23 protein-coding genes and 5 pseudogenes are annotated in these 24,102 nt (G+C 47.8%); 20 read left to right on the forward strand and 8 right to left on the reverse strand.

Translation table 11 applies throughout. The features are described 5' to 3' along the window. A pseudogene (locus H6F72_RS30390) lies at positions 1–541 on the reverse strand (IS5 family transposase); the annotation flags it as partial. On the opposite strand from H6F72_RS30390, the gene H6F72_RS31210 reads away from it, so the two are divergent. The 5 genes and pseudogenes from H6F72_RS31210 to H6F72_RS23100 all read left to right on the forward strand — a co-directional run bounded on the left by H6F72_RS31210 (position 529) and on the right by H6F72_RS23100 (position 4,896). Continuing rightward, positions 529–777, forward strand: coding sequence for a DUF6713 family protein (locus H6F72_RS31210; RefSeq protein WP_370527556.1), 249 nt, complete (start codon positions 529–531; stop codon positions 775–777). The pseudogene H6F72_RS30390 and the gene H6F72_RS31210 overlap by 13 nt on opposite strands. A 200-nt stretch (positions 778–977) precedes the next feature. After that, the gene (locus H6F72_RS23085; protein WP_304940956.1) at positions 978–1,610 is read left to right on the forward strand and encodes a hypothetical protein; all 633 of its coding nucleotides are present in this window, start codon (positions 978–980) and stop codon (positions 1,608–1,610) included. A gap of 426 nt (positions 1,611–2,036) precedes the next feature. Next, positions 2,037–3,308: a Na/Pi cotransporter family protein gene (locus H6F72_RS23090; RefSeq protein WP_190441415.1), complete on the forward strand. Its 1,272-nt coding sequence runs from the start codon at positions 2,037–2,039 to the stop codon at positions 3,306–3,308. Positions 3,309–3,700: 392 nt separating this feature from the next. Further along, a pseudogene (locus tag H6F72_RS23095) lies at positions 3,701–3,952 on the forward strand (diguanylate cyclase domain-containing protein); the annotation flags it as partial. Positions 3,953–4,044: 92 nt separating this feature from the next. Further along, positions 4,045–4,896, forward strand: a complete 852-nt coding sequence (locus tag H6F72_RS23100) for a pentapeptide repeat-containing protein (RefSeq protein ID WP_190441419.1) — start codon at positions 4,045–4,047, stop codon at positions 4,894–4,896. Positions 4,897–5,264: 368 nt separating this feature from the next. On the opposite strand, the gene H6F72_RS30395 is transcribed toward H6F72_RS23100, so the two are convergent. Beyond that, positions 5,265–5,429, reverse strand: coding sequence for a LysR family transcriptional regulator (locus H6F72_RS30395; protein ID WP_242017086.1), 165 nt, complete (start codon positions 5,427–5,429; stop codon positions 5,265–5,267). 159 nt (positions 5,430–5,588) lie between these two features. On the opposite strand from H6F72_RS30395, the gene H6F72_RS23110 reads away from it, so the two are divergent. Together H6F72_RS23110 and H6F72_RS23115 are read left to right on the forward strand one after the other, a co-directional pair. Further along, entirely contained in the window at positions 5,589–6,485 is an 897-nt protein-coding gene (locus H6F72_RS23110; protein WP_242017087.1) for an SMP-30/gluconolactonase/LRE family protein, read from the forward strand. A 4-nt stretch (positions 6,486–6,489) separates the two neighbouring features. Beyond that, complete coding sequence (locus H6F72_RS23115; protein ID WP_190441422.1) at positions 6,490–7,041, forward strand: antibiotic biosynthesis monooxygenase; 552 nt, start codon at positions 6,490–6,492, stop codon at positions 7,039–7,041. A 609-nt stretch (positions 7,042–7,650) separates the two neighbouring features. Here the strand turns inward: H6F72_RS23115 and H6F72_RS23120 are convergent. The 5 genes from H6F72_RS23120 to kdpA form a co-directional block, all read right to left on the reverse strand. Further along, the gene (locus H6F72_RS23120; RefSeq protein ID WP_190441425.1) at positions 7,651–8,787 is read right to left on the reverse strand and encodes a sensor protein KdpD; all 1,137 of its coding nucleotides are present in this window, start codon (positions 8,785–8,787) and stop codon (positions 7,651–7,653) included. A 67-nt stretch (positions 8,788–8,854) separates the two neighbouring features. Continuing rightward, positions 8,855–9,457, reverse strand: coding sequence for a K(+)-transporting ATPase subunit C (gene kdpC, locus H6F72_RS23125; RefSeq protein ID WP_190441428.1), 603 nt, complete (start codon positions 9,455–9,457; stop codon positions 8,855–8,857). Continuing rightward, entirely contained in the window at positions 9,457–9,738 is a 282-nt protein-coding gene (locus H6F72_RS23130; RefSeq protein ID WP_190441431.1) for a potassium-transporting ATPase subunit F, read from the reverse strand. The genes kdpC and H6F72_RS23130 overlap by 1 nt, the downstream gene beginning before the upstream one ends. Positions 9,739–9,763: 25 nt before the next feature. Next, positions 9,764–11,899: a potassium-transporting ATPase subunit KdpB gene (gene kdpB / locus H6F72_RS23135; RefSeq protein WP_190441433.1), complete on the reverse strand. Its 2,136-nt coding sequence runs from the start codon at positions 11,897–11,899 to the stop codon at positions 9,764–9,766. A gap of 9 nt (positions 11,900–11,908) precedes the next feature. Then, on the reverse strand, positions 11,909–13,606 hold the full coding sequence (gene kdpA, locus H6F72_RS23140) for a potassium-transporting ATPase subunit KdpA (RefSeq protein ID WP_190441436.1): 1,698 nt from the start codon (positions 13,604–13,606) through the stop codon (positions 11,909–11,911). A 406-nt stretch (positions 13,607–14,012) separates the two neighbouring features. Here kdpA and H6F72_RS23145 point away from each other — a divergent pair, with 406 nt between their 5' ends. The 10 genes and pseudogenes from H6F72_RS23145 to H6F72_RS23175 form a co-directional block, all read left to right on the forward strand. Then, on the forward strand, positions 14,013–15,038 hold the full coding sequence (locus H6F72_RS23145; RefSeq protein ID WP_370527554.1) for a sensor histidine kinase: 1,026 nt from the start codon (positions 14,013–14,015) through the stop codon (positions 15,036–15,038). A 1-nt stretch (position 15,039) separates the two neighbouring features. Then, positions 15,040–15,726: a response regulator transcription factor gene (locus H6F72_RS23150; RefSeq protein WP_190441441.1), complete on the forward strand. Its 687-nt coding sequence runs from the start codon at positions 15,040–15,042 to the stop codon at positions 15,724–15,726. Between the two features lie 90 nt (positions 15,727–15,816). Then, positions 15,817–15,939 carry a hypothetical protein gene (locus H6F72_RS30845; RefSeq protein ID WP_255527365.1) on the forward strand — a complete coding sequence of 41 codons (123 nt, stop codon included), beginning with the start codon at positions 15,817–15,819 and terminating at the stop codon, positions 15,937–15,939. 117 nt (positions 15,940–16,056) lie between these two features. Beyond that, a complete protein-coding gene (locus H6F72_RS30400; RefSeq protein ID WP_370527557.1) occupies positions 16,057–16,482 on the forward strand; it encodes a sigma-70 family RNA polymerase sigma factor in 426 nt (141 codons plus the stop codon). Between the two features lie 132 nt (positions 16,483–16,614). Then, positions 16,615–16,719, forward strand: coding sequence for a recombinase family protein (locus H6F72_RS31215; protein ID WP_370527555.1), 105 nt, complete (start codon positions 16,615–16,617; stop codon positions 16,717–16,719). 71 nt (positions 16,720–16,790) lie between these two features. Next, complete coding sequence (locus H6F72_RS30850) at positions 16,791–16,913, forward strand: hypothetical protein (RefSeq protein ID WP_255527366.1); 123 nt, start codon at positions 16,791–16,793, stop codon at positions 16,911–16,913. A gap of 114 nt (positions 16,914–17,027) precedes the next feature. After that, a complete protein-coding gene (locus H6F72_RS23160) occupies positions 17,028–17,987 on the forward strand; it encodes a tetratricopeptide repeat protein (protein ID WP_190441445.1) in 960 nt (319 codons plus the stop codon). A gap of 345 nt (positions 17,988–18,332) precedes the next feature. Beyond that, a pseudogene (locus H6F72_RS23165) lies at positions 18,333–18,458 on the forward strand (ABC transporter ATP-binding protein); the annotation flags it as partial. Between the two features lie 24 nt (positions 18,459–18,482). Further along, the gene (locus H6F72_RS23170) at positions 18,483–19,148 is read left to right on the forward strand and encodes a hypothetical protein (RefSeq protein ID WP_190441447.1); all 666 of its coding nucleotides are present in this window, start codon (positions 18,483–18,485) and stop codon (positions 19,146–19,148) included. Positions 19,149–19,403: 255 nt separating this feature from the next. Next, positions 19,404–19,505: pseudogene (locus H6F72_RS23175) on the forward strand (IS1 family transposase); the annotation flags it as partial. A 76-nt stretch (positions 19,506–19,581) separates the two neighbouring features. On the opposite strand, the gene H6F72_RS23180 reads toward H6F72_RS23175, so the two are convergent. Beyond that, on the reverse strand, positions 19,582–20,499 hold the full coding sequence (locus tag H6F72_RS23180) for an AraC family transcriptional regulator (protein ID WP_190441450.1): 918 nt from the start codon (positions 20,497–20,499) through the stop codon (positions 19,582–19,584). A gap of 432 nt (positions 20,500–20,931) precedes the next feature. Between H6F72_RS23180 and H6F72_RS23185 the strand changes: the two genes are divergently transcribed. From H6F72_RS23185 to H6F72_RS23195, 3 genes and pseudogenes are all read left to right on the forward strand, one after another. Beyond that, positions 20,932–21,666, forward strand: a complete 735-nt coding sequence (locus H6F72_RS23185) for an SDR family oxidoreductase (protein ID WP_190441453.1) — start codon at positions 20,932–20,934, stop codon at positions 21,664–21,666. Between the two features lie 41 nt (positions 21,667–21,707). Beyond that, positions 21,708–21,935: a hypothetical protein gene (locus H6F72_RS23190; RefSeq protein ID WP_190441456.1), complete on the forward strand. Its 228-nt coding sequence runs from the start codon at positions 21,708–21,710 to the stop codon at positions 21,933–21,935. A 218-nt stretch (positions 21,936–22,153) separates the two neighbouring features. Beyond that, positions 22,154–23,816: pseudogene (locus H6F72_RS23195) on the forward strand (IS1182 family transposase). Positions 23,817–24,102: the final 286 nt, after the last annotated feature.

The raw sequence follows: 24,102 nt of genomic DNA on the forward strand, positions 1-24,102 counted from the left end.
AACACCACAGCTTCATGGCACTCCCCTACGGTCACCACAAATGTGATAGGCAGACCATTTCCCTCACAACGCAAATGAATTTTGCTGCTGAACCCACCTTTCGAACGACCCAGCGCTTCTTGCTGTTGGCTTTGCTCAGTGGTGGATAAGAGGCTGCTTGGGGCTAGTTCCCCCTTTTTGCTCCTGCTGCATGTTGATGCGCACGGACAACACTCCCATCGACAAAGTGGATGTCCCAGTTAATTTTGCCCTCGGCATCGGCCTCGATCTGCAGGGCTTCGAGCAGTTGCTGCCACAAGCCGATGTGACGCCAGTGGTAGAATCGACCTGAAACTGTTGACCAGTGACCATAGCGACTGGGTAAGTCTCACCAAGGAGCACCAGTTCTGAGAATCCACAAGATGCCGTTGATGACGGTTCGATGGTCTTTAGCGGGGCAACCTGTATGAGGCTTTTGTGGTGGAAGCAGGGGCCAAATGCGCTTCCACTGCCGATCGTTTAATTCACCCCGTCGGTTCTTCTTTTGTGGTGGAAGAATCATGGAGGCTAATCAGTATTCCTGCACTATTTCTATTCTGCCAAAGGGTTTTAAAACACGCCCTAGTGGTAGGAGGGTTATTTGCAGCTTTTTTTCACTCGTACCATTTGTGGCGTGGGGATCAGACTTTTACCCTTCCAATCTCTATCAGTTTGCTGATAGCAACTTTAGTACTTTCAGTGCTTCAGGCTGGAATATTGCTTAATATGGGCAAAAAAGGAGACTCAAAAAACACTTGACACTATTTTGATTGTGACAGGTCCAACTGCTTTTGAGTCCTAATTGGGGTCGAGCGAGATACGTGTAAAACAGTGTTACCAATTCTGATTGGACTGAGTTTGAACTATATCGCTCAAAAGCTATGTTCTAAAACCTTGATTCTCTCGTAGGAATCTACCTTTGAAACAACCTAAACCTTGGTAAGTAGTTAGCCGACAGCCTGTATGGCGAGAGTGGAGATGTCATCGGCATCTTGCGTCAGTTCCAGCTTCCTTACATTGTGGCGATTCGCTCCAATCATGGGGTGCTGATGCCGAAGGGACAACGGGTACGCTATAACCGTTGGCACGCCTATGACCAGCCTCTAGCCGAACATCCCACGCAACGTCGTTATATCCGCGAAATCATCTTTGGCCAGCGACGACCTATCCGCTACTACCAAATCACGAAAGGCAGCACTGACAACCCAGACAGTTGGTTTATCAGGGCTAACTTAGCCGGGGATGTCCTTCTGAGTGTAGGTCGCCAATATACGCTGAGAACATGGATTGAGTATGGATTTAAGCAGGTCAAGAATGAACTGGGATGGCATGATTATCGTTTGACAGAGTACAGCAGTATCGAACGCTGGTGGGAGCTCGTTTTTAGCGCTTACCTGCTGGTTAGTCTGCATGCTGATGCCTTTCAGCATTCCCCACAACTCAAAGGTGAGAATGCCACCGTTTCTTCATCTCCTCTGTTGCCGTTTAACCAGCATCCCTTTTGGGAGTTGGGAATGACCTGGAAGAGTGCTTTGAACAATCTGCGACTCCTAGTGCAACCATATTGCTGCTGGGGGTGGTTAGAGCCTTAGTTACAAGTTTTTCCTATCCCTGAACTGATCTATGGGTTGGAGCAGTTAATGAATTGGATGGATACCTTTCGCCTGTTGCCAAGGCCAGGGTTGAAAGGACCAAACGTAGTAGCACTAAAAGTAGCTTGATTGCAGCTGATTACTTTACTCTTATCAAAGTAACAAAAGAAGGATTAAGAGCTAATTTAATTTTTCTTTTACTTCTAAGTAAATGAATTATTAGTTAATTATTAATTAAGTTTAGTTTTAGAAAAAGTTAAGTCTCTTAAATATAAGGTAAAAATGTAATTTTTCTTATAAAAATAATTGATTTACGTCTTTTAGAAGAGAGCAGAACAAGACTATCAACCTATCCTAAGTGTGCTTGCATCGCACTACTGGAAGCAGTTTCGCGCGCACGTTTACAAGATTAATTGAGAGACAAACATGTTGATCTTAAAGAAATTGAATCGAAAACTGTTCAGCTATTTAAGTCTTGTACTTTTAGTTACAACATTACTTATCTTTCCACCTGCGTTTCCTACTCAAGTTTCATTTTTAGGCTCACCTGCTATCACATCTAGCGTCAATGCTCAGACAAATCAACCTGAAAGCAAGGAGCCTGAGTTTAGCGATTCTCAACAACCTAAGCTTCCTTTAAGCCCGGAGGAACAAGGGGAAGGTGAGGAAGAAGCGATCGATTTCTTCAAGATGGCAATGGGCGCGATCGCGGGTCTAGTGTTGTTCATTTATGGCGTTACGCGCCTAGCTGAGGGACTAGAAGACGTGGGGGAAGAACGGATGAAACGCCTCCTCAGCAAATTCACTACAAACCGCTTTGCAGGGGTTGCAACCGGAATTGTCGCCACAACATTCTTGGAATCATCATCCGTCACGATCATTCTGGTGATTGCGATGGTAAGCGCCAACATTCTTACTTTTGTACAATCCCTTGGGGTTGTGTTGGGTTCCAATATTGGTACAGCGGTCGGAGCACAAATTATTTCTCTCAATATCGAACTGTATGTTCCTATTTTGATGTTTAGCGGACTATTGGTATTCTTCTTAGGCAAAACGGCTCGTATTAAATCTCTTGGCATCGTTTTGCTTGGGTTTGGATTGATGTTTTATGGACTTGAAGCGATTGACTCAGCAATGGAGCCGTTTCGAGATTACGAACCGTTCTTAAACTTGATGGAGAGTCTGGGTCGTAATCCTGTTTTAGGAGCTTTGCTAGGAGCTATTTTTACGGTGATTATTCAATCTTCTTCAGCCACCGTAGCAATCGTAGTGACGCTAGCAGGCTCCGGTTTGATTGCTTTGCCCGCTGGCATTGCAATTATGCTGGGGGCAGAAGTTGGAACCTGTGCTGATACTCTGGTTGCTACGATCGGACGGGGTAGCGCTGCGTTGCGAACGGGTTTATTCCACCTCTTCTTTAACCTTAGTAGTGCCGTTCTAGGAATCTTTTTAGCTCCACAGTTGGCTCAACTAACTCAAGCAATTTCTGGTGATGATGTTGGACGGCAAGTTGCGAATGCTCAAATGCTATTTAATGGCATTGGCGTTGTTGTCGTCATCGGTTTTTTACCAATCATTGCACGGGCACTAGAAAAGCTAGTTCCAGAAACCATCGCAGATCGTGAGCGGCAGCAACGCCAACTCGAAAAACAGCAAGCGAAAGCTAAAGACTTGCAAGCTGAACCTCTCACTCGTTAAACATGCCTTACACCTGAATCACCCCTTCCACGCTAGATCAATTGAGGAGCAGTGGCTAAGGGCGATCCGAGGCGAAATCAAGATAACACGGCAGTCAAGCGGACGAGCAAGAAATTCTACGCTTCGTTTCGGTGTTGCTTGTCGCCGCTTACTTTTGCCGTTAATAGCTAGCAACAATGCCGAAAATGACCAAATTCGGCATTGTTGTACTTGCGATCGCTTGAGCTAACAATAGTTTGAGACATATTACAAAAAATACGCCATTACTTATTTTCGACAATGCTTCTCAAAAGCTCATAGCGTCCCCTCGCAAACCTGAAAATCAAGTGGGGCGATCGCTGTATTTTGAGCACTGCCCTCGGTAAAAGCGACAAACTGCCAGTGACCGCTCCAGCGATTTAGTAACCCGCTATGGTGGCGAGGAATTTGCCATCATTTTGCCCAATACCTCGCCTGAAGGAGCTGTCCAAGGGGCAGAAAAAATTCGAGCAGCGGTTCAAGCATTACAGATTCCCCATGGCAACTCCCTGGTTAACCAATACGTGACTTTGAGTGTAGGGGGGGCCAGTACCACTCCTACCTATGCAACCTCTCCAAAGATGTTAATTACCACCACGGATCAAGCACTGTATCAAGAAAAGTAGGTGTAGATTTTTATCCAAGCTATGCGCCTTTAATAAGAGTGGGAATTCTTAAGACTGAATGAAGGTTATGCAAATCCTAGGAGGTACAGCAGATGTACGACTATGAGCTCCTGCATCGGTACTTAGAAGGCGAGCGGGACTTTCAAGCCGCTAACCTGAGTCGGATCAATCTTGCCGGCGCTAGTCTAGCTGGAATTAACCTCTCCGCTGCTAACTTAGTGGCCATCAATCTATGCTCGGCCTATCTTCCGAGTGTCAATCTCAGTTGGGCCTTACTTACCGCTGCTAACCTAGGTCAAGCTTTTTTGTATGGAGCCAACCTGAGTTTTACCAAACTGGGCTCTACCAATTTGGCTGAGGCAGATTTAACCAAAGTAAATCTCAAAGGAGCCTTTCTCGCCAAAGCTAATTTGAGTCATGCCAAGTTGAGCGGCACAAATTTGGCTGGGGTCAACTTAAGCGCTGCCAACTTGCAAGGGGTGAACTTGTGTAGTGCTGACCTACGCGGCATTAACTTGCGCTCAGCTAACCTGAGTGGAGCGAACCTCAAGTGGGCGAACTTGAGTGGTGCCAGATTGAGCGGGGCCAACTTAAGCGGGGCCAGCTTAAATGGCATCAAGCTGAGCCAAGCTTACTTGAACGGCGTGGATTTGAGTGGCACAGACCTCAACGGAGTTAACTTAAGCGAGGCCAAGCTCAGTGGGGCTAATTTGCGCGGAGCCAACCTGAGTACCGCCAACCTCAACGAAGCGCAATTACGAGCGGCCAGTTTGATCCGGGCCAGTCTGCGAGCTGCCATCTTAAAGGGAGCTAATTTGCAGGGCGCTGAGTTAGCAGAAGCAGATTTTCAGCAAGCAATCTACGACGAAGCCACCCGGTTTCCATCAGACTTTACTCCCCTGACCCGCGGAGCCCACTGTGAGGACGAGTTACTTTCGGTTTGAAAGGGTGAAACTGGAGGCTGGCAACGACTCATGTAAAAATGAGCTATCCACCTTGAGGGAGTATAAATGCTTACTAAATCTGCTCGTCAGTCGAGTAAGTCATCGCCTCTATTAATAGGCTTGCGGAGATCGAGTAGTTGCGTGCCGAGCAATCATTCTGATTCGGAACCTTGCTGCGATAGATGCTCTAAAACCCAATTCAGCTTAGGTTTTCCGTCCCATCTTGCACTTTTTTGCTCTTATATGAGCTCAATTCCTCATTCAAAACCGTAACTTTCTGTTCAAATGCGCCCGCTAGTCCTTCTTGGAAAGCGATCGCCACTGCCCTGGCTGTCGGTTTTATTTCTCGCCACACCCGCACAAATAATTCATCCATCATCAAAGAGCGATCGCAATCGCCCCAGTGCTGCACTCATCGCAGGTTGTTCAATGTGGATACGCTGAGCAGTAAGAGTAACACTTTGGTGAATATACAAGGCCTCGAAGGCAACGAGGAGATTGAGCTCAACTGCGCCCAGATCAATTGATTTCATTGATATTAGGAATTTCTATAATCAATTTGATTTATTCCGATCCTGCCACTATCTTGATTTCTAAACAGGCTTTTCTAGATGCAGAAGTGAGGATTTTCAGGACTGACTGTATAAATCAACCCTATCAATCACCCAACAATTGATTTTGAGGTAAAAACAGTGCAACTACCTGCTATCTATGCCGACATGTCTGTTGCTTTGCTGCCTGCCCAGTCTGTTTCGACGTTCCCGGTAAATACATTTCTGGAAAATTTGGCGATTCTCCCATCCGGTGATATCTATCTCACCAACCACGAAGTTGGAGAAGTCGTCCAGCTAGATCCAGACGGTAACCTGACGACGTACGCTCAGCTAAGTGGAAAGGTCACTGGCATTGCCTGGATTGAGTCAAATCAGTTCCTCGTCAATGGTTGGAATGCAGAAGGCATCCCCTTTGTTGCCGTACTCTCGGATGGTGAGGTGCAATTCCTCCAAATTTTGCCAGAAGCGCAGTTCCTCACTGGCATCACACCCTTGTCTTCTCGCTATTACCTCATGGCCGATGCCTATCGGGGTGCAATTTGGTCGTTTGATGTCACCACTAAAACCGTCGAGCTTTGGTTGGAGCATTCCCTCCTTGCTCGTAGTGATGAGAACAGCATGTTTCCAGCCGTCAACGGCTTAAAGCGATTTGGCAATAGTCTCTATGCGTCTAATACACAACGGATGTTGCTATTACAGATTCCGTTGGATGAGAGCCTAAACTCACAGGAGCCGGAGATTTTCATCGAGGGGACGAACATTGATGACTTTGCTTTTGATGTTCACGGCAATTTCTATGAAGCTACCCATGTGTACAACAGTGTGATTCGCATTGACCGCGATCGCCGCACAACGATCATTGCCCAGGATGAAGAGGGGGTAACAGGTTGCACGGCTGTCGCCTTTCACGGCACTGATTTGTATGTTGTCAACAACGGCGGGATGTTCTTACCCCCTGCAACTGGCGTGGAACCTGCACAAGTGGTCCGTCTAGCCGTTGGTGTGAGTGGTGCACCCTTGTTGAGTAGGGGCTGAAGGAATGCAGACAGATCCTCCTGTGACAGTGGATGTCGTACAGCAGGTCACGAGGGGTAAGGAGCGGAAATTTGAAGCGCTATTGGAGCAGATTATCAGCACAGCCAGCACCTTTGAAGGGTATTTAGGCTCATCTGTGTTTCGCCCAAGTCATCAAGACGATCACGAATACCGGATTGTCTTCAAGTTTGACCGGTTAGAAAATTTGAAGCGGTGGGAACGTTCGTCTGTCCGCCAGCGGTTCCTGAGTCAAGCTCGCAACCTCACAGTGGATGCTGGCACATTCTCAGTTATTACTGGGTTAGAAACTTGGTTCACTCTGCCTGCAAAACCGGGAATTTTGCCCCCACCCCGTTACAAAATGGTGCTGGTTTCTGGAATTGCCATTTTTGGCATTAATCAGATTTTGACTGTTCTTCCCCTAAATTGGCTGGCACAGCTACCGTCCGTACTACGCCTACTGATTCTCGTTTTTCTAACAACCACGTTGATGACCTATGTTGTAATGCCAAGGCTGACAAAGCTATTGGCGTGGTGGTTATATCCCAAACGTTGAGCATTGTAATGACATGAAGGAGAAATCATAATCTACCTTCATGAAGCAGCCTCAACAGTTACCTGAAGAAATTTTTTTATACTTTCTTTAGGTAGACCAGTTAAACCATTGATTCACTGTTGTTACATCCATTCGGGAAGGGGCAGTTAATCCCAGCTTATCGATCGCTCTCTTCCCAAAATGACTGGAACCCTTATTCTCTCGTTGAGCACTGTTAGCGTCGTTTACACCTTGACCCAGAAATATTTGGCTAAGCTTGAGGTATCTACGCCAGCCGCGCTTTTAGGATAGCCAGAAATACCGAAGCAGATGATTGGGCGAGAGTGCCTGAGTTATGGGTGAGCAAACTTAAGGCTTTGTCGAAAACCACAAGGCTGAGACAAACGGAGTTAATCTAGCAAGCCATCGGACAGCACCTGGGTGAGGAGATCACGGCTCTTGGCGATTGCCTCTCAACCATTGAAACTAAGGTCACAGCAATCAGGCAACGGTTACTTAGATTTGTACAACTTGTTACCGAAAATGCCTCAACTCAACAATGTTTATCAACATACTCTGCAAATTCAGGACAACTACTTTAGTTGTCGAGAGCTATAAATATTTCGGCTCCTAAGTTCGCTTCTCTGTGGCAATGATATGGATATCAATATTTTTGAGGGACTTCAGCAGTTGATGAGTCAGCGACCCACGCAACATCAGTCGCCATAAGGATCTTTGGCTTTCACCAATAACAATCTGAGTAATGTAATAGCTTTTAGCAATCTGTGCGATCGCCTTTACTTTGTCGTAGTTTGTCACTCGAATAAATTCTCCGCCAAATTCCTTACAGAGCCTTTCACAAGTTTCAATATGCAAACTCTCTGCTTTAGTTAGGAAACGGTCAGGGTCATCGACAAACAAGCAGTAAAAGGGAGCGTGCATATATCCAGCGATTCGGGCACCTCGTCGAATCAGTTGGATTGCATTGGGATAGGTTGAGACGCAAACTAACACTCGTTCATGAATGCTGCAAAACGGAGCATCCGCTTTTGTTCCATTTGATGCCTGCTCAAGTGCATCTTCCTCAATGTTGTCAGCAACTTCTCTTAATGCCAATTCCCTTAAGGCTATCAGGTTGCGACGCTGGAAGAAGTTTTGTAGAGATTGGTCAACCTTCTCTAAAGCATAGATTTTACCGTCCTTCAGGCGTTCTTCAAGCGTTTCAGGTGTGACATCAATGACGACTACTTGATCGGCTTCTTCCAGCAGGCGATCGGGAACTCGCTCTCGTACTACAACCCCTGTAATTCGAGCAACGAGGTCGTTAAGGCTCTCTAGGTGCTGAATATTGACTGTTGAATACACGTCAATCCCTGCTGCCAAAACGACTTCCACATCCTGATACCGTTTTTCTCGCTGAGAACCAGGGACATTGGTATGAGCGAGTTCGTCAATGAGAACCAGTTGTGGCTGGCGAGCGAGAACTGCGTCCGTATCCATCTCAGACAAAATGATGTCAGAGCAGTTAATTTGCTGTCTGGGTACTACTTCTAATCCTTCTGCTCGTTGTGCGGTCTCTTGCCGATTGTGAGTTTCCAGTAAGCCAAGTACGACATCAATGCCCTCTTGCCGGAGACGATGCCCTTCCTCCAGCATTCGGTACGTTTTGCCGACACCTGGTGCCATGCCGATGAAGATTTTATGCTTACCTCGATGGGCAGGGCGAATGTAGGTGCTGTCAGGTGGAGGATTTGACGAGTGATACATACTCCAAGCAAGGCGGTTCAATGATTCCTTCCGTACACATAAGCTGAAGGTTCGTGAGATAGATGGTCTAGCTAGCCAATGAGTCTAGAGCGAGGTTAAGCTTCAGTACATTGACACCCGGTTCACCAAAGATGCCTAAGAATCGACCATCCGTATTCTGATTGATCAAATCTTCGAGTTGACTGGGTTGCAGTCCCCGTGCCGTTGCAACTCGCGTAATTTGCGCTCTAGCAGCTTCGGGTGTGATATGAGGGTCAAGGCTGGAACCAGAGGTGTAAAGCAAATCAGCAGTCGCTTGAATACCTGCCTGATTTAATTGGGCGCTGGTTTCTTGAACTCGTGTAAGCAAATCAGAATTAGAAGGAGCGAGGTTACTTGCTCCCGACACACCCGTTTTGAGGATGCCAGACTCATCTTTAGATGGATCAGCCGTGCTGTAGCTGGTGGTACTAGGACGACTATTGAAGTAGCGATCGCTCGTAAAGGGCTGTCCAATCAAGGCTGACCCAACAGGTTGGCCTTGAGCACTGGTCAGAATACTGCCGTTTGCCTGGAAGGGAAAGGCGATTTGCCCAACGGCAACCATAACTAGTGGATAAATCAATGCAGTGATGACCCAAAGTACCAGAGTGGATCGAATAGCTCTACCTGCCTCGCGTGCAAAACTCATTAGAATTTCTCCGGTACAAACATGACAAAGAACAAATAGACCGAGAGTGCAAGGGTTCCCAGCCCTAATAGCCCTAATGCCCAGGCTTGAGAGCGGGAGAATTCATGACTACTAGCGGCGTAAACGACGGGTGCAACAATTAGGTTAAAGCACAGAGCCAGAAACAAGTACAGCGGTAGCTTTTGCCTGCGCCACTCTGACCAAACTTCTGCAACCTCTTCAAGCGCTTGAGTGGGTGTTTGAAGAGATGAGAGTAATAATTTTAGAGAATTGAGTTTCATAGCAATAAGGGGGTTGGCTTAAGGGTTAGGACAGCGGCAGAATCAAGTCGATCGCCTTAATCGCAATAAACGGCGCAATAATACCGCCTAAGCCGTAAATCAAAATGTTGCGTTGTAGTAGTTGATCGGCAGTGAGCGGACGGAACTGCACACCCCGCAAAGCCAGGGGAATCAAGACGGGGATAATCAGGGCGTTGTAAATTAGAGCAGAAACGATCGCGGACTGGGCGCTTTTTAAGCCCATGATGTTGAGTGCACCAATTCCAGCCGCCGCAAAGATGGTTGGGATGATGGCAAAGTATTTAGCGATGTCATTAGCAACTGAGAATGTTGTCAGGGCACCACGGGTAATCAGCAGTTGTTTGCCGATCGTCACCAAGTCAATCAATTTGGTTGGGTCAGAGTCTAAATCCACCATGTTAGCGGCTTCTTTGGCTGCCTGTGTTCCAGAATTCATCGCCAAACCAACGTTGGCTTGCGCCAGAGCTGGTGCATCATTCGTGCCATCTCCAGTCATGGCAACGAGCTTGCCTTGAGCCTGTTCACTGCGAATCACATCAATTTTGTCTTCAGGGGTCGCTTCCGCAATAAAATCATCGACTCCAGCTTCTTGAGCGATCACAGAAGCGGTAATGCGATTGTCCCCAGTGAGCATGATGGTTTTGACACCCATACGCCGTAATTGGTCAAACCGCTCTCGCAGTCCGGATTTCACAATATCTTTCAGGTAAATCACCCCATAGATGTCATTGTCCAGGCAAACAGCGAGGGGCGTGCCACCTAAACGCGACACTTGCTCGTAGGCTTCATCCAATGTTGAGGGCACTTGACCACCACGCGATCGCACAAATCCTTTAATGGCATCCACTGCTCCCTTGCGATATTCCTTGCTATTCAGGTCAGTTCCACTCATACGGGTGCGGGCTGAGAACTCAATTCCTTCTGCGGGTTTACCGTCTAAATCAACTCTGGCACCCAGCTTTTGGGCGAGTTGGACAATCGATCGTCCTTCTGGGGTTTCATCGAACAGACTGGCGAGCAGACAAACGTTCGAGACTTCCTCAAGGTCATGACCATTGACCGGAATAAACTCGTTGGCTAAGCGATTTCCCAGCGTAATCGTGCCCGTTTTATCGAGAACTAATGTATTCACATCACCGCAAGCTTCTACGGCGCGCCCGGAGGTGGCAATGACGTTGAACTGAGCAACTCGATCCATGCCAGCAATGCCGATGGCACTCAACAACCCACCGATCGTGGTGGGAATCAGTGCCACCAGAAGCGAGATGAGGATAGCGATGCTGGTTCCGGAACGGAGACTGTTTCCTGCCTCTGTGCCTAAAGCGTTATCCAGGAAACCCGCAATGTAGCCAGAAATCGAAGGAGTTGTGGCGACGACAATCAGAAACACCTGAGTTAGCACTGCCAGCAAGACCGTCAGGGCAATTTCATTCGGAGTTTTGCTGCGCTCGGCTCCTTCTACTAGAGAGATCATGCGATCGATGAAACCCTGACCCGGATCAGAGGTAATTCGAATTACCAGTTCATCTGAGAGGAGACGAGTTCCCCCTGTGACCGAACTGGCAATGTCTGTTCCCGGTTGCTTCAGAACCGGAGCCGATTCTCCAGTAATCGCAGATTCATCGACAGACCCTAGTCCCTGAAGGACTTCCCCATCGGCAGGAACCATGTCTCCAGCAATGACTTTCACTTGATCACCTCGGCGCAACTCGGTTGAATTAATCTCTTGAATCGAACCATCCGGTAGCATTTTGCGGGCAGTCGTGTCAGAGCGGGTCGATCGCAGAGCGTCTGCCTGTGCCTTGCCTCGTCCTTCTGCCACCGCTTCAGCAAAGTTGGCAAACAGAACCGTAAAAAACAGGATGAGCGTGATGATGCCATTCAGTAACCGCTGCTGTCCAACTTCTCCCTGAACTGTGCCAAACAGATTGGGATTGATAGTAACAAGCAAGGTGACGATCGTCCCTAACCACACCACGAACATGACCGGGTTTCGCACCGCCACACGCGGATTGAGTTTAACAAATGATTCTCGAATTGCCCGTTGGTAAAGTCCTTTGCGATCGGCTTTGGGAGTATGGTTGCGATCGCCCCGACGACCACTGGGCACGCGAATTGAACGTGACTTCTCTAGTTTCATAGTGATCGATTACCCAATCCCTCTCGCAATTTGAAATGCTTCTGCAACGGGACCTAATGCCAGCACTGGCAAGAACGTGAGTGCGCCCAAGATTAGAACCACACCGGCTGTGACTCCGGTAAATAACCCCGTATCGGTGCGTAGTGTTCCTGCCGTTTCGGGCACAGGTTGCTTACGAGCCATGCCATCTGCTAGCAGCAGCAATGACACGATGGGAATATAACGTCCTGCCAGCAGGCTAAAACTAGTGCTCAAATTCCACCAAAGGCTCCCATCGCCTAACCCTTCTAAGCCAGATCCGTTGTTGGCAGCAGCAGAAGCGTACTCGTAAATCACCTGTGACAATCCATGAAATCCGGGATTACTAATGCCCGCCAGTTGCCCAGACGATGCCAAGGTAATAGCAGATGGAATCAAAACAGCGATTGGGTGAATCAGCAACAGGAGAAAAGTTGCCAGTACAACTTCCCGTTTCTCAATCTTGCGTCCCAAGAATTCAGGGGTGCGTCCGACCATTAAGCCTGTGACAAATACCGCCAGAATCAGGTAGGCAAAGAGATACGCCGTTCCCGTTCCCTGTCCACCAAACACAATTTGCAGAAACATGTTGGACAGGGTGACAAAACCGCCATTGGGCATTAATGAGTCGTGCATGCTGTTGATCGCACCACACATACTGGCGGTTGTGAATACGGCAAACAGAGCAGACTGTGCCCAGCCAAATCGAACTTCTTTCCCTTCTAAATTAGGGGCTTGACTGCCTAGGAGTGCATTCACCGCAGGATTGCCCTGATACTCTCCGATCGCCGTGATCGCAATAAAGACAACTAGGAGCGCCAGCGGAATGCAATACACCAACCAGGCTTGCTTCAAGTTATTTGCGAAGATGCCATAGGTAATGATCATTGAGGACGGAATCACGAGCATTGCAACTAGTTCAACCAGATTCGTGAATCCATTCGGGTTCTCAAAGGGGTGTGCCGAGTTGATGCTAAAGAATCCGCCGCCGTTCTCGCCCAACTCCTTAATAATCTCGAAGTGAGCAACGGGACCACGGGCGATCGCCTGACTGATTGCCGGATTCTCTAAAGTTGGCACGACGGCTGGACCTGCTAACGTTTCTGGTATTCCAGCCGCGATGAAGAGGACTGCACCGACCATACTGATGGGCAATAGAATCCGAGTGATGGACTGGATCATATCAACATAGAAGTTACCCAACGGTCTGCCCGTCAACCCTCGGATGAAAGCGATCGCTACTGCAATGCCCGTTGCCGCCGAAGTAAACATCATGAAACCCAGAGCCGCAAACTGACTGAAGTAGCTGTAGGTTGTTTCGCCGGAGTAATGCTGCTGATTCGTATTCGTCACAAAGGAAATCGCTGTGTGCAGAGCCAGATCCCAAGAAGGCGCGCTTAAACCAGTGGGATTAAAGGGTAATACGCCTTGAAGCATGAAAATCAGGTAGATAAACACCAGCATCGCCAGGTTGCTATACAGCACTGCCCTGGCATATTGCCATCCGGTCATTTCCTCGCGTGTCCGCGCTCCACTCAGCGTGAAAATAACTTGATCGAGAGAACTGAGCACTGGGTCCAGAAAGGTGCGTTGCCTCATAAATACACGTGCCATGTAGCGACCAAAAAATGGCGTAATTGCCACTACAATCACCAGCGTTAATACAATCTGAATCCATCCTTGCAACATAATTCTGTTGAACTCGAATATGAGCCACAAGCCATTGCTGATTCGTTATGACCTGGCAATGGCTATCCCCTATTGATAGTGAAACTTCAATTCAAGAATTACAAGGTATAGAGCAGCGTTTATTATGCTTTTTGGACTATTGATATAGTCTTAGAAAGTGATGTTTAGGAAGTATTTAGAAGGTGTTTAGATGATTTCTATACCTGCAAATATAAGTTTGTATCTAAACGCGAATTAAGTTGTACTTCCAGGGAAATTTACTTAAAGTTAGCTAAACTTTCAAGAATAGGGCTAGCTCAGTCATTGTTCTCCTTGTTTCAGTAGCCGAATGTTGTACTCTCAACGTACTTTTTATTTAAAGGACCGGCATTTCAAAACATTTTGGTTAGTGATAGGACTTTTTGCAGTGCTTTTCTTTCTGGAGTTGGAAACTCCCCCTGATTACGTATTTGGCTATCTCTACATTGGTCCAATTCTGCTGGCAAGCGTTCACTTGAGCCGGAAGGTCGCCTTTCTGCTCACTCTGGTCGCCTGTATTTTCACTCTGATAAATATCTGGTTACCAGGACTCGAAACTGTTGAAGCTCCCACAATCGCCAGTCGAATCATTGCAACATTTGCACTGATCGTGACGGGTGTATTGAGCGATCGCAATCGCTTATATCAGCAGACCGTACTCCAGCAACAAACCAAATTAGAGGCACAGGAGAAGTTGGCAAGTGTGCGAGAAGACTTTGCCTCCGCCCTAACTCATGATTTAAAGACTCCTTTGTTAGGAGCGATCGAAACGTTAAAAGCCTTTCAGCAGGGCACCTTTGGCGCGGTTCAATCCAGTCAGCAACGTGTTTTTGCAACAATGGTACGTAGCCATAAAACAACGCTGCAAATGGTTGAAACCCTGCTGGATGTCTACCGAAACGATACGGAGGGGTTACAGCTTAATCTTGCCCCAGTGGATCTGGTGGCGATTGCAGAAGAAGTTACTGCAACCATGACTGACCTGGCTGCTAGTCGCCGGGTTCACATCTCTCTCCGCTATGGAGCCTCGGATTTTCGCCAGTTTCTTTGGGTTAAAGGCGATACATTACAACTTCAACGGGTCATTGCAAATCTGCTCACTAATGCCATTAACCACTCCCCTCGGGGTGAACGGGTTGAAATCATCCTGGAAGCTGGTTCTTCGTCTCAAACCGTGAAAGTAATTGACAATGGAGCGGGCATTAAGCTAGACGAGCTTCTCCACCTATTTGAACGATTTTATCAGGGACAGAGCGATCGCCAGGCAAAAGGGTCAGGCTTAGGGCTTTACCTGTCCCGCCAGATCGTAGAGGCACACGGCGGTACAATTTGGGCAGAGAATCGGCAATTCACTGGGGCAACCTTTGCCTTTCGGCTCCCGACCCTCCCCTATACCCCTCCCCGCTCCGCTTAAGATGGCATTTCCACCACTCAAAATTCTTCTGGTTGAGGATGACGAACTCTTTCGTCTTGGCTTACGGGTGCGGTTAGAGCAAGAGTCAGGGCTAGAAATTGTGGCAGAGGCGGAAGATGGGGAAACAGCAATCGAGATAGTTAAATGTCACGTGCTCAACATTGTCGTTCTTGATATTGGGCTACCGGGTCTGGGTGGGATTGAAGCCTGTCGGCAAATCAGAAAGTTAGCTCTAAATTTGCCAATTCTTGTACTAACTTCCCACACGCAAAAAGCTTTAATTAACCGAATCATCGAAGTTGGGGCACAGGGTTACTGTGTTAAAGGTGCACCATCACATAGCTTAATTCTCGCAATTCGATCGGTCGCTGTCGGAGCATCGTGGTGGGATTCTGCCGCTACAACTGAAATTCGGGCTGCCTTTGAAAATAACTCCGGTACTACTGCAACTAGAGACTCGGAAAAAATGCCACCTGTTCTGACTCGACGAGAACAGGAAATCCTAGCTTTAATTACCGATGGCAAAACCAATCAGGAAATCGCCCAAATACTGTACATCGCCCCTGGAACAGTGCGAGTCCATGTTCATGCAATTTTGCAGAAGCTGGACGTGCGCGATCGAACTCAGGCTGCTATCATCGCAATTCAAAACAAATTGATTGCTCGGGACTTACTATCCGAGCACTAAAGTGCCAAATATCTTAGGTACTAATCGAAACATTACCGGTAGTGGACTAGACCTGGCCTATGAATCTGCCTTCATTGTCCAGCTCGCTCTATGAAGAGTCCTGCCCCTGGTGAGTCGGAGTCAACCCTAGCCACAACCACTGCGAGCGTGCAGGTGCTGCTTCAACAACTGCCGAGCGAACGGCTAGTGGGACGCTGCCAACAAGGAGGGTGACCAGAGAGATCCGCTTTTACAGAACTCGTCCGACGCTACCAATCCTCTGTGGACCGCTTACTCTATTATTTAACTCCCCATGGGTCAGAGCAGACTGACCTCGCTCAGGAAGTGTAGATAGGGGTTTATTGCCAAATCAAAGGCTTGCGGGAGTCTGAAAACTTTCCCCATTGGTTGAGAAGCATCACAATAAATCTGTTTTACGATGCCCTGCGCCGCCGCAAACGGGCTCCTCATGTCCGCTCTCTCGATGCACCTCAACCGTTCTATAAGCGGGAGATCGCTGGGGAATCTGCCTCCCTTTTTCCAGAACCAGAAGGAGAACTTGCGGCGGGAGAGGTCTATCAGCAACTGCGACAAGCCATCTTAGACCTCCCTCCCCTCTTTCGCACAGTGATCGTGCGGCGGGAGATTGAAGACCTACCCTACGAAGCGATCGCTCAAGTGACTGGTGTTTCCCTCGGTACTGTTAAATCCAGGCTTGCTCACGCTCGCTACCATCTCCAGCAGCAATTACAACTCTACAGCGATCGCGATCGTTGAATACGGACTCAGCCATCAAGGACTATCAAAAAAGGGATATAAATTGACGAGGCTGAAACGACCTGAAATTAGGGCGAGAGTTTGGAGTTAAAGCCCTATCAAAAAATGGTCCTTTTTTGATACCCTGGCGGCATGAAGCAAACCACTTGTGCTCTCTACCTTCGAGTTTCAACTCTCGATCAGGGCCAAGATACTGATAACCAGCTTTTGCAACTGCAACAATTTTGCGATCGTTAAGGTTGGGAAATTGCAGCCACCCAATTATGTAAGACCGACTCATTATTATTGAGTAGATCTTGCTTTAACGCTTGAAACTGCATCAAGTTTTGGTATCGATCAAAGTTGGTCAAATTTCATTCAATTGTGAGGAGCGATCGCTTCCAGAAGTAAGGGCGATCGCGGCTGGCGCTACTGGGTATTGGAATTACTAAAGTCTGAGCTCACTGAGGAAATAACCACCGTTAGACTTTGCCAAAGGATGACTCTACAAGCCTAGCTGAGCTAGTCTGTGAGCTAATGACTTTTGCTTTTATCGGGGTACTGATATGACTTCTCGTCAGGGGTTGTTGAGTCTAGTCATGGCAGTCTTGATTTTACCTCTGGCTGTGAGTTGGAGTCCTAGCAAGTCACTATCTGAGTTACCAGGGCAGGCACAGACGAGCCAAGCGGCGAAAACAGCAGCAGCGCGGTTGTTGAATTTGGGTCTGAAGCAATACTCATTGGGCCTGCAGCAACACTCATTGGGCCTGAAGCAACTTGAAGCGGCTCTGCAATCTTGGCAACAGGCGTTAGGGTTCTATCGTCAACTTCAAGACCGTCAAGGTGAGGGAAGAGTCTTGGGGCTGCTCGGCGATGTCTACATGATTTTAGCTACCAATATAGACATCTACGACCAAGGCATTGACCATTACCAAAGAAGTTTAGCCATTGCTCGCGAGACCAAAGACCGTCAAGGCGAGGTAAAGGCTTTAATGCGGTTAGGGATGGTTGGCTATGGTAATTCGGGAGACTACAACGTAGCCATTGAATATTACGAACAAAGCTTAGCCGTCGCTCGCGAGCGCAAAGACCGCCAATCCGAGGTAGAGATCTTGTGGCAACTCGGTAGCAATTATGCAGGTTTAATTACTACCTCTATTTATCGGGGAGACCACAACAAACCCATTGAATATTACGAACAAAGCTTAGCGATCACTCGCGAGATCAAAGACCGCCAATTCGAGGTAGAGCTCTTGCGGAGCCTAGGTCATACTTATCAGGAGATGGGAGACGGCGGCAAAGCCATGGACTATTACCAACAAAGCTTAGCGCTTGCTCGCGATCGCAAAGACCGCCGAGCTGAGGGATCTGCTTTGGGGGCTCTAGGAGTTGTCTATGAGGATTTAGGAGACTGTAACAAAGCCATTGAGTATTACGAACAAAGCTTAGCCATCGAGCGCGAGACCAAAGATCATCTGGGCGGAGCGCCTGTTGTCTTTTATAGCGAACCTAGGAGTTGTCTATGAGGGCTTAGGAGACTGCAACAAAGCCATAAACCATCACCGGGTATCAAACATTTGTGCAATCGCTAAGATCCAGTACAGGCAGCGGATAGATGAAACGTGGGATGCAGTGATCGCATCATTTAATAAGTGAGAATTTGAGAATTTGGAAAAATCCGAAACAAACTATTCAAATTCTCGCAACTTTAATACTGAAACCCCTTACACAGTGGGCATGTGAGAGCTGACAGAGATTGAATCTTCGTCGTTTCCTGGCTGAAACTCATTGAGTTTTGTAAGTCGAACAACGACGGAATAGGTAGTTCAACTATGAATAATTCGCCAACAGTGTCTATGCTACCTTTACCCCAGCAAGGCTGCACTGTTTTGCTAGTGATATACGACAATCAAATTCTGGATATTGCCGATCGCATTGTGTATATGAAGGATGGCAGGTTAAAAACCAATACAGTAACGGCAGCGATCGCTAAATAAAAGTATCCTCAACCCGTAAATCAAATGACTTTTCCAATGGTTCAACGCCTGCTCATTCCGTGCCTTTTGCTCTTCGTCGTTAGCTGCAACACGGGGGCTCCTCTTGAATCCACGACCCCTCCTGAATCGACAACCTCTTCCAATCCTACTTTTTCCACCTCCCCTACCACTTCCGTCCCATCAACGGCAGTAGACTCCACCTCCGATAGCATCAGTCCATCGACTCAGCAAAGTACCACTAGCTTGGCGCTGAGCGCAGAGGGTTTGCAACTTGTTAAGCAGGACACTGGCTCGACTCGATTACTCCCATTTGGTGCAGAGCGCGAGCAGGTAGTCGCAGCCGTTAGTAAGGTGCGTGGAGAACCAGCCGAGCAAAGCAGAAGCGCCGATTGTGAGCTTGAATCCACGACGTGGGCAGATGGACTTATTTTATCTAGTTTAGACGGACGCTTCGTTGGCTGGCATATGAATGCTCAAGGCTCAAAGGCAGCTAAGACGTATACGACAATGGCTAATATCGGTATCGGTTCTACCCGTGCGGAACTGGAGGAAGCCTATAGCACTGTTGTCAAACAAACATCACTTGGCAGCGAGTTCTCGGCAGGGAATCTCTTCGGAATTCTAGACAGTACTGGAGCAGACGCAAAAGTGACGGACCTCTGGGCTGGAAGAATATGCATCTTTCGATGAGCTCTCGCCAATTTGAAGCTGCGGGCAACGTTGAAGAACCAGAGTATTCGAGATCCACTCACGGGGCTATTCAACCGTTTTTATTGTTTTCATGTTCTAAAAACACCCGGAATTGCGCTTGTAGCATGGGTGTTTTTGCATTTTTTAGGCCAAAATTAGTCCAGCTCGTTGTAGTACAGGTAGATTGAGTCTGGTTCAAACTTTTCTATAAATGGATGAAAGGGGGAGTAGGCAAGGCAGCGATCGCTCTCTTAGTTTGTTACAGATGGCTGGAAGGTCTATCCCAGGTTCATTGAGGTAGAGGACCAGACCCTCAGCAAAACCTCTATGACTCGGGGGGAGGGAGAGAACACTCGCTGCTCCACTCTTTGAGGTATCGAATGGTGCTGCTGCCAGCTTAACTTCGTTCATTACTGTTTCAGCAACGCCATGTTTAGGTGATGCGTAAACGTTCAATGTCTTTAATCGGCGGCGCACCAAACAGGCGAGAATATTCACGGCTGAACTGTGAAGGGCTTTCATAACCAACCTGATAGGCAGCGTTGGTTGCATCAGCATTCTCGGCAAGCATCAGTCGGCGTGCTTCCAATAGCCTCAACTGTTTTTGATATTGCAGCGGGCTCATGGAAGTAACTTGCTTGAAATGGCGGTGGAATGATGCCGGAGACATATTTGCTTGCGCGGCGAGCTCCTCAACCCGCAGCGACTGGGTGAAATCAGCTTTGATTCGTTTAATTACCTCAGCCACGCGCTGCATATTGCTGCCAGAGGTAGCAATTTGGCGGACGGCTTCACCCTGTTCACCTGTTAAAAGGCGGTAGTAGATCTCGCGAATCATCATCGGTGCTAGGAATGGGATATCCTGTGGCGTATCTAAAAGCTGTGTCAGCCTGATAGCGCAATTAATCAACGGTGCATCAGCATCGCTAACGAACAAGCCTCTCACTGAGTTTTCTTTTCTATCTGGGCCAAGTTGGGTATGGGCAATAATATCGCAGAGTTGGACTGGGTCTAAGTTGAGCTTGAATCCCAAATACGGCTTGTCTGGTGTTGCTTCGACCACAAATCCACTGAGCGGCAAATCCACTGAGACCACTAGATATTGAGCTACGCCATACTGATAAGCTTCCTCACCTAGCAATGCTTCTTTTCTGCCCTGAACAACGATACCGAGAACTGGTTCAGCCACACCACACATCGCGGTCGATACAACAGATTCCCGCATAAATTCCAAATGAGGAATCGTGGTTTTGTGGATACCATCCCCCTTAACATTGGTGTGCCGAGTTACTAATGCTGCCAGTTCTTGACACGCATTCTTGGCTTGATTGGGCTTCCGTATTATCACCATGCTGGCTTCCTGGTTGATTCAGCCGTGCTCATGCGCTCATTATAGAGAGTATTCTCACTTAGCAAGATTTACTTGAGAGGATTAGGCAATGACATGCGAGGTTTGTGTATTTAGCGCCAATCTCCTTGAGCCTATGATGAACCCAGGTCGAGAAAGCGCTGAAAGGATAAGGCAATGACACCAGACATTATAGAAATCACTTGAATAACCGGAGCAAGCCGAGGGTTGGGTAAAATACCGCTTTGTCACTTGCCAAAAAGGGACTGACGTCATTCTGACGGATCGAGCAACGAAGCAGAAGCCGAAAATATTGTCGCTGCAACCGCAGTTTTACTAGCTAAGGACAACTGCTGGGTGAATGCTCAGAGAATTGGAGTCTCTAGCGGCATGCTTCTTTAATTCACACTAATCGAAACAAACAGAAACCACACCATGATGAACGTAGAGAACAAAGTGATTGCGATCACCGGAGCCAGTAGCGGCATTGGGGAAGCTAGTGCTAAATTGCTGGCTGAGAACGGTGCAAAGGTGGTTCTAGGGGCACGGCGCACCGAAAAGTTAGAAAAGATTGCCGAAGAAATCCGTAAACAGGGTGGCACCGCGGAGTTCAAAGCGCTAGATGTCACCGATCGCGAAGATGTAAAAGCATTCATTCACTTCGCCAAAGACAAATTCGGTCGTGTCGATGTGATCTTTAACAATGCAGGTGTCATGCCCCTATCGCCGATGAATGCCTTGAAGGTCGAGGAATGGGACCACATGATTAGCGTGAACATCCACGGTGTATTGAATGGCATTGCGGCGGGGCTGCCCATCATGGAAGCACAAGGTGGTGGACAATTCATCAATACTGCGTCCATTGCGGCCCATGTGGTAGCGCCTACTGCTGCAGTCTATTGCGCGACCAAGTATGCAGTTTGGGCCCTCTCTGAGGGACTGCGCCAGGAGTCAAACAATATCCGCATCACCACCATATCCCCCGGCGTAGTTGAGACGGAACTCGGCTCTGATATTACAGATGATGCATCCAAAGGTTTTTTGCAAGAACTCCGCAAAACAGCGTTAACTTCAGATGCGATCGCCAGAGCGGTCTTGTATGCAGTGTCCCAGCCAGATGATGTCGATGTGAACGAAGTGATCGTCCGTCCGATTCGCCAAATGATGTAAGCATTAGATGACATCATAAAACCACCACTAGTCATCACTCCATGAATCACTTCATCTTTTGGGCCCTTGGGTTTGGCACCTTATGGGTCGGTCTGAAGCTATTTGACGATGAAGTGATTCTGATTGTCTCTATTTTTGTCGGTTTGGGTTTCATCCTGGCTGGATTGATTGCAGCTCCACTGTCGCTGCAAATTCCGATTGAAATCACATCAGTGATCGTCTTGTTCAATGTTTGTATGCAATGTATTCAATGGGGCGATCGCTCTTAAAGCGCTCTCTACAACCTATAGCTGAAGAGTGCTTTATTATTTCCATGAGAGGGCTGCAAATCCTTTACTCCAGTTCAAGCTGGCAAATATTTGGTCGGATACTGTTGGTAAACCTTGACTGGGATCACCTATTTGGTCGGATACTGTTGGTAAACCTTGACTGGGATCACCTCGGCTATTTTAAGAGCAATCTCCCCAGTTTTCAGAGGTAACTTGCCATGTCCCTCTCAGTTGAGCCCATTTCTCCGGTTCCTCCCAAAACTGCCTGTGTCGCCAAAGCTGCTTTTCCAAAAGGCAATGCCTATTTGACACTCAGAGACGAGTTAGGACCTATTTTTGGAAATGCAGATTTTGCCAGCTTATTTTCTACAACAGGGCAACCAGCAGTACCGCCGTGGCGACTGGCGCTGATCACACTCATGCAATTTCGGGAAAACCTCTCTGATAGGCAAGCTGCTGATGCGGTGCGTTCTCGCATTGACTGGAAATACTTGTTGGAGTTGGAATTAACCGATGCAGGATTTGATTTCAGCGTGTTGAGCGAGTTCCGTCAGCGGCTGATTGAGGGGAAAGCAGAACATCTATTGCTTGAGCGGCTATTGGAACACTGTCGCGTTCTGGGGTGGGTCAAAGCTCGGGGAAAGCAACGGACCGATTCTACTCGAGTGTTCGCCTCCATTCGGACCCTAAACCGATTAGAGCTAGTCGCAGAAGCGTTTCGAGCCGTCCTCAATGAACTGGCAACGTATGTACCAGAAGGGGTTAGGCAAATTGCTTTAGAGCCTTGGTTCAAGCGTTATGGAAGTCGAATTGAGGACACTCGATTACCTGAAAGTACAGCTGGGAGAGGCTTATGCTCAAACGGTAGGAAATGACATTTACTATCTGCTGGAATGTCTAAAAGCATCTAATCTTTCAATCGACTGGCAACAACTACCCAGCATTATTGCTCTAGAACTGGTTTGGCAACGACATTATGACATCGTCACCGTTGACAAGACTGGAGCTAAGCAAGTGCGATTCAAACCCAAACGAGAATTAGCGAAGTCCGCTGAAGGCATTGAATCTCCCTATGACATTGAGGCTCGCTATCGCAGCCGTTATGAGATGAGTTGGACAGGATACATAGTGCATGTGAGTGAGACTTGTGATGACGATGAGTGTCATTTGATTACTCAAGTAATGACAACGCCTGCAACCGTGCATGAAGCCCAATGCACTGGAGCCATTCATCAGGCATTGCTAGACAAGAACTTGCCACCTAGCGAACATTTCGTAGATTCAGCGTATGTTGATGCTCATCTACTAGTGGAGGCTCAAGCACAGATCATCACGATGGTGGGACCGACTCGTCCTAATGTCACTTGGCAGACCAGAACCGAGAATGCCTTTGACTTCACCCAATTTACTGTGGACTGGGAACAGCAACGTGTGACTTGTCCGCAAGGAAAGCAATCCATTTCCTGGTCTCCTTTAATCGGGCAGGACGGTCATCCTGTGTTCAAAGCTAGGTTTTCCACATTGGACTGTAGCCTTTGTCCAGCCCGCTCTCAATGTACTCGGGCTAAACTGCCGTTTGCACGCAGTTTACTGCTGATGCCGCAGCCTCAGTATGAGGCACTCAAGGTAGCCAGGGCGATTCATGCTAGTGCCGAGGGACAACAGCGCTATCAGCGCCGAGCTGGAATTGAAGGAACACTTTCCCAAGGAGTGCGAGCGTTTGGCTTAAGGCAAAGTCGCTATCGAGGTCTGTCAAAGACGCATTTGCAGAATATTGCCATTGCCGCAGCGATGAATCTCGATCGCTTAGTCAACTGGTTGACAGGAGTGCTGAGAGCAAAAACTCGGATTTCCCGTTTCGCGGCTCTAGCTCCAAATTAAGGCAGGTGTGATCCCCATCGAATTTCGCCAACAGTATCTGGTCGTTTAATTTACTCTTCCCTTACCTAAAACAAAATGCAGCTTCTACTACTCAATACCTGTAAATAAATTCGTTTCCAAATCAACGTCTCAATTCTTCCTAAAGCGGATGAGTTTGTTTACGGGCATGCCCACAAGCTGGCTCGCATCTTCTATCATTTTTGGACCTCAGGTGGCACCTATGCAGATCCTGGGATGAATGCATACGAGCACCAACATCAAGAACGGGTCATCAAGCATCTCAAGA

The organism is Trichocoleus sp. FACHB-46, from assembly GCF_014695385.1.
GTDB lineage: Bacteria > Cyanobacteriota > Cyanobacteriia > FACHB-46 > FACHB-46 > Trichocoleus.

What these genes read in the sequence shown, in the direction of transcription:
- H6F72_RS23130 (WP_190441431.1), bottom strand. Translation starts at nt 9,738, where the DNA reads ATGAAACTCAATTCTCTAAAATTATTACTCTCATCTCTTCAAACACCC.
- kdpB (WP_190441433.1), bottom strand. Translation starts at nt 11,899, where the DNA reads ATGAAACTAGAGAAGTCACGTTCAATTCGCGTGCCCAGTGGTCGTCGG.
- H6F72_RS23180 (WP_190441450.1), bottom strand. Translation starts at nt 20,499, where the DNA reads ATGGTGATAATACGGAAGCCCAATCAAGCCAAGAATGCGTGTCAAGAA.
- H6F72_RS30845 (WP_255527365.1), top strand. Translation starts at nt 15,817, where the DNA reads ATGAAGAGTCCTGCCCCTGGTGAGTCGGAGTCAACCCTAGCCACAACC.
- H6F72_RS23160 (WP_190441445.1), top strand. Translation starts at nt 17,028, where the DNA reads ATGACTTCTCGTCAGGGGTTGTTGAGTCTAGTCATGGCAGTCTTGATT.
- H6F72_RS30395 (WP_242017086.1), bottom strand. Translation starts at nt 5,429, where the DNA reads ATGAAATCAATTGATCTGGGCGCAGTTGAGCTCAATCTCCTCGTTGCC.
- H6F72_RS23190 (WP_190441456.1), top strand. Translation starts at nt 21,708, where the DNA reads ATGAATCACTTCATCTTTTGGGCCCTTGGGTTTGGCACCTTATGGGTC.
- H6F72_RS23115 (WP_190441422.1), top strand. Translation starts at nt 6,490, where the DNA reads ATGCAGACAGATCCTCCTGTGACAGTGGATGTCGTACAGCAGGTCACG.
- H6F72_RS23120 (WP_190441425.1), bottom strand. Translation starts at nt 8,787, where the DNA reads ATGTATCACTCGTCAAATCCTCCACCTGACAGCACCTACATTCGCCCT.
- H6F72_RS23150 (WP_190441441.1), top strand. Translation starts at nt 15,040, where the DNA reads ATGGCATTTCCACCACTCAAAATTCTTCTGGTTGAGGATGACGAACTC.
- H6F72_RS23170 (WP_190441447.1), top strand. Translation starts at nt 18,483, where the DNA reads ATGACTTTTCCAATGGTTCAACGCCTGCTCATTCCGTGCCTTTTGCTC.
- H6F72_RS23185 (WP_190441453.1), top strand. Translation starts at nt 20,932, where the DNA reads ATGATGAACGTAGAGAACAAAGTGATTGCGATCACCGGAGCCAGTAGC.
- kdpC (WP_190441428.1), bottom strand. Translation starts at nt 9,457, where the DNA reads ATGAGTTTTGCACGCGAGGCAGGTAGAGCTATTCGATCCACTCTGGTA.
- H6F72_RS23100 (WP_190441419.1), top strand. Translation starts at nt 4,045, where the DNA reads ATGTACGACTATGAGCTCCTGCATCGGTACTTAGAAGGCGAGCGGGAC.
- kdpA (WP_190441436.1), bottom strand. Translation starts at nt 13,606, where the DNA reads ATGTTGCAAGGATGGATTCAGATTGTATTAACGCTGGTGATTGTAGTG.
- H6F72_RS23090 (WP_190441415.1), top strand. Translation starts at nt 2,037, where the DNA reads ATGTTGATCTTAAAGAAATTGAATCGAAAACTGTTCAGCTATTTAAGT.
- H6F72_RS31215 (WP_370527555.1), top strand. Translation starts at nt 16,615, where the DNA reads ATGAAGCAAACCACTTGTGCTCTCTACCTTCGAGTTTCAACTCTCGAT.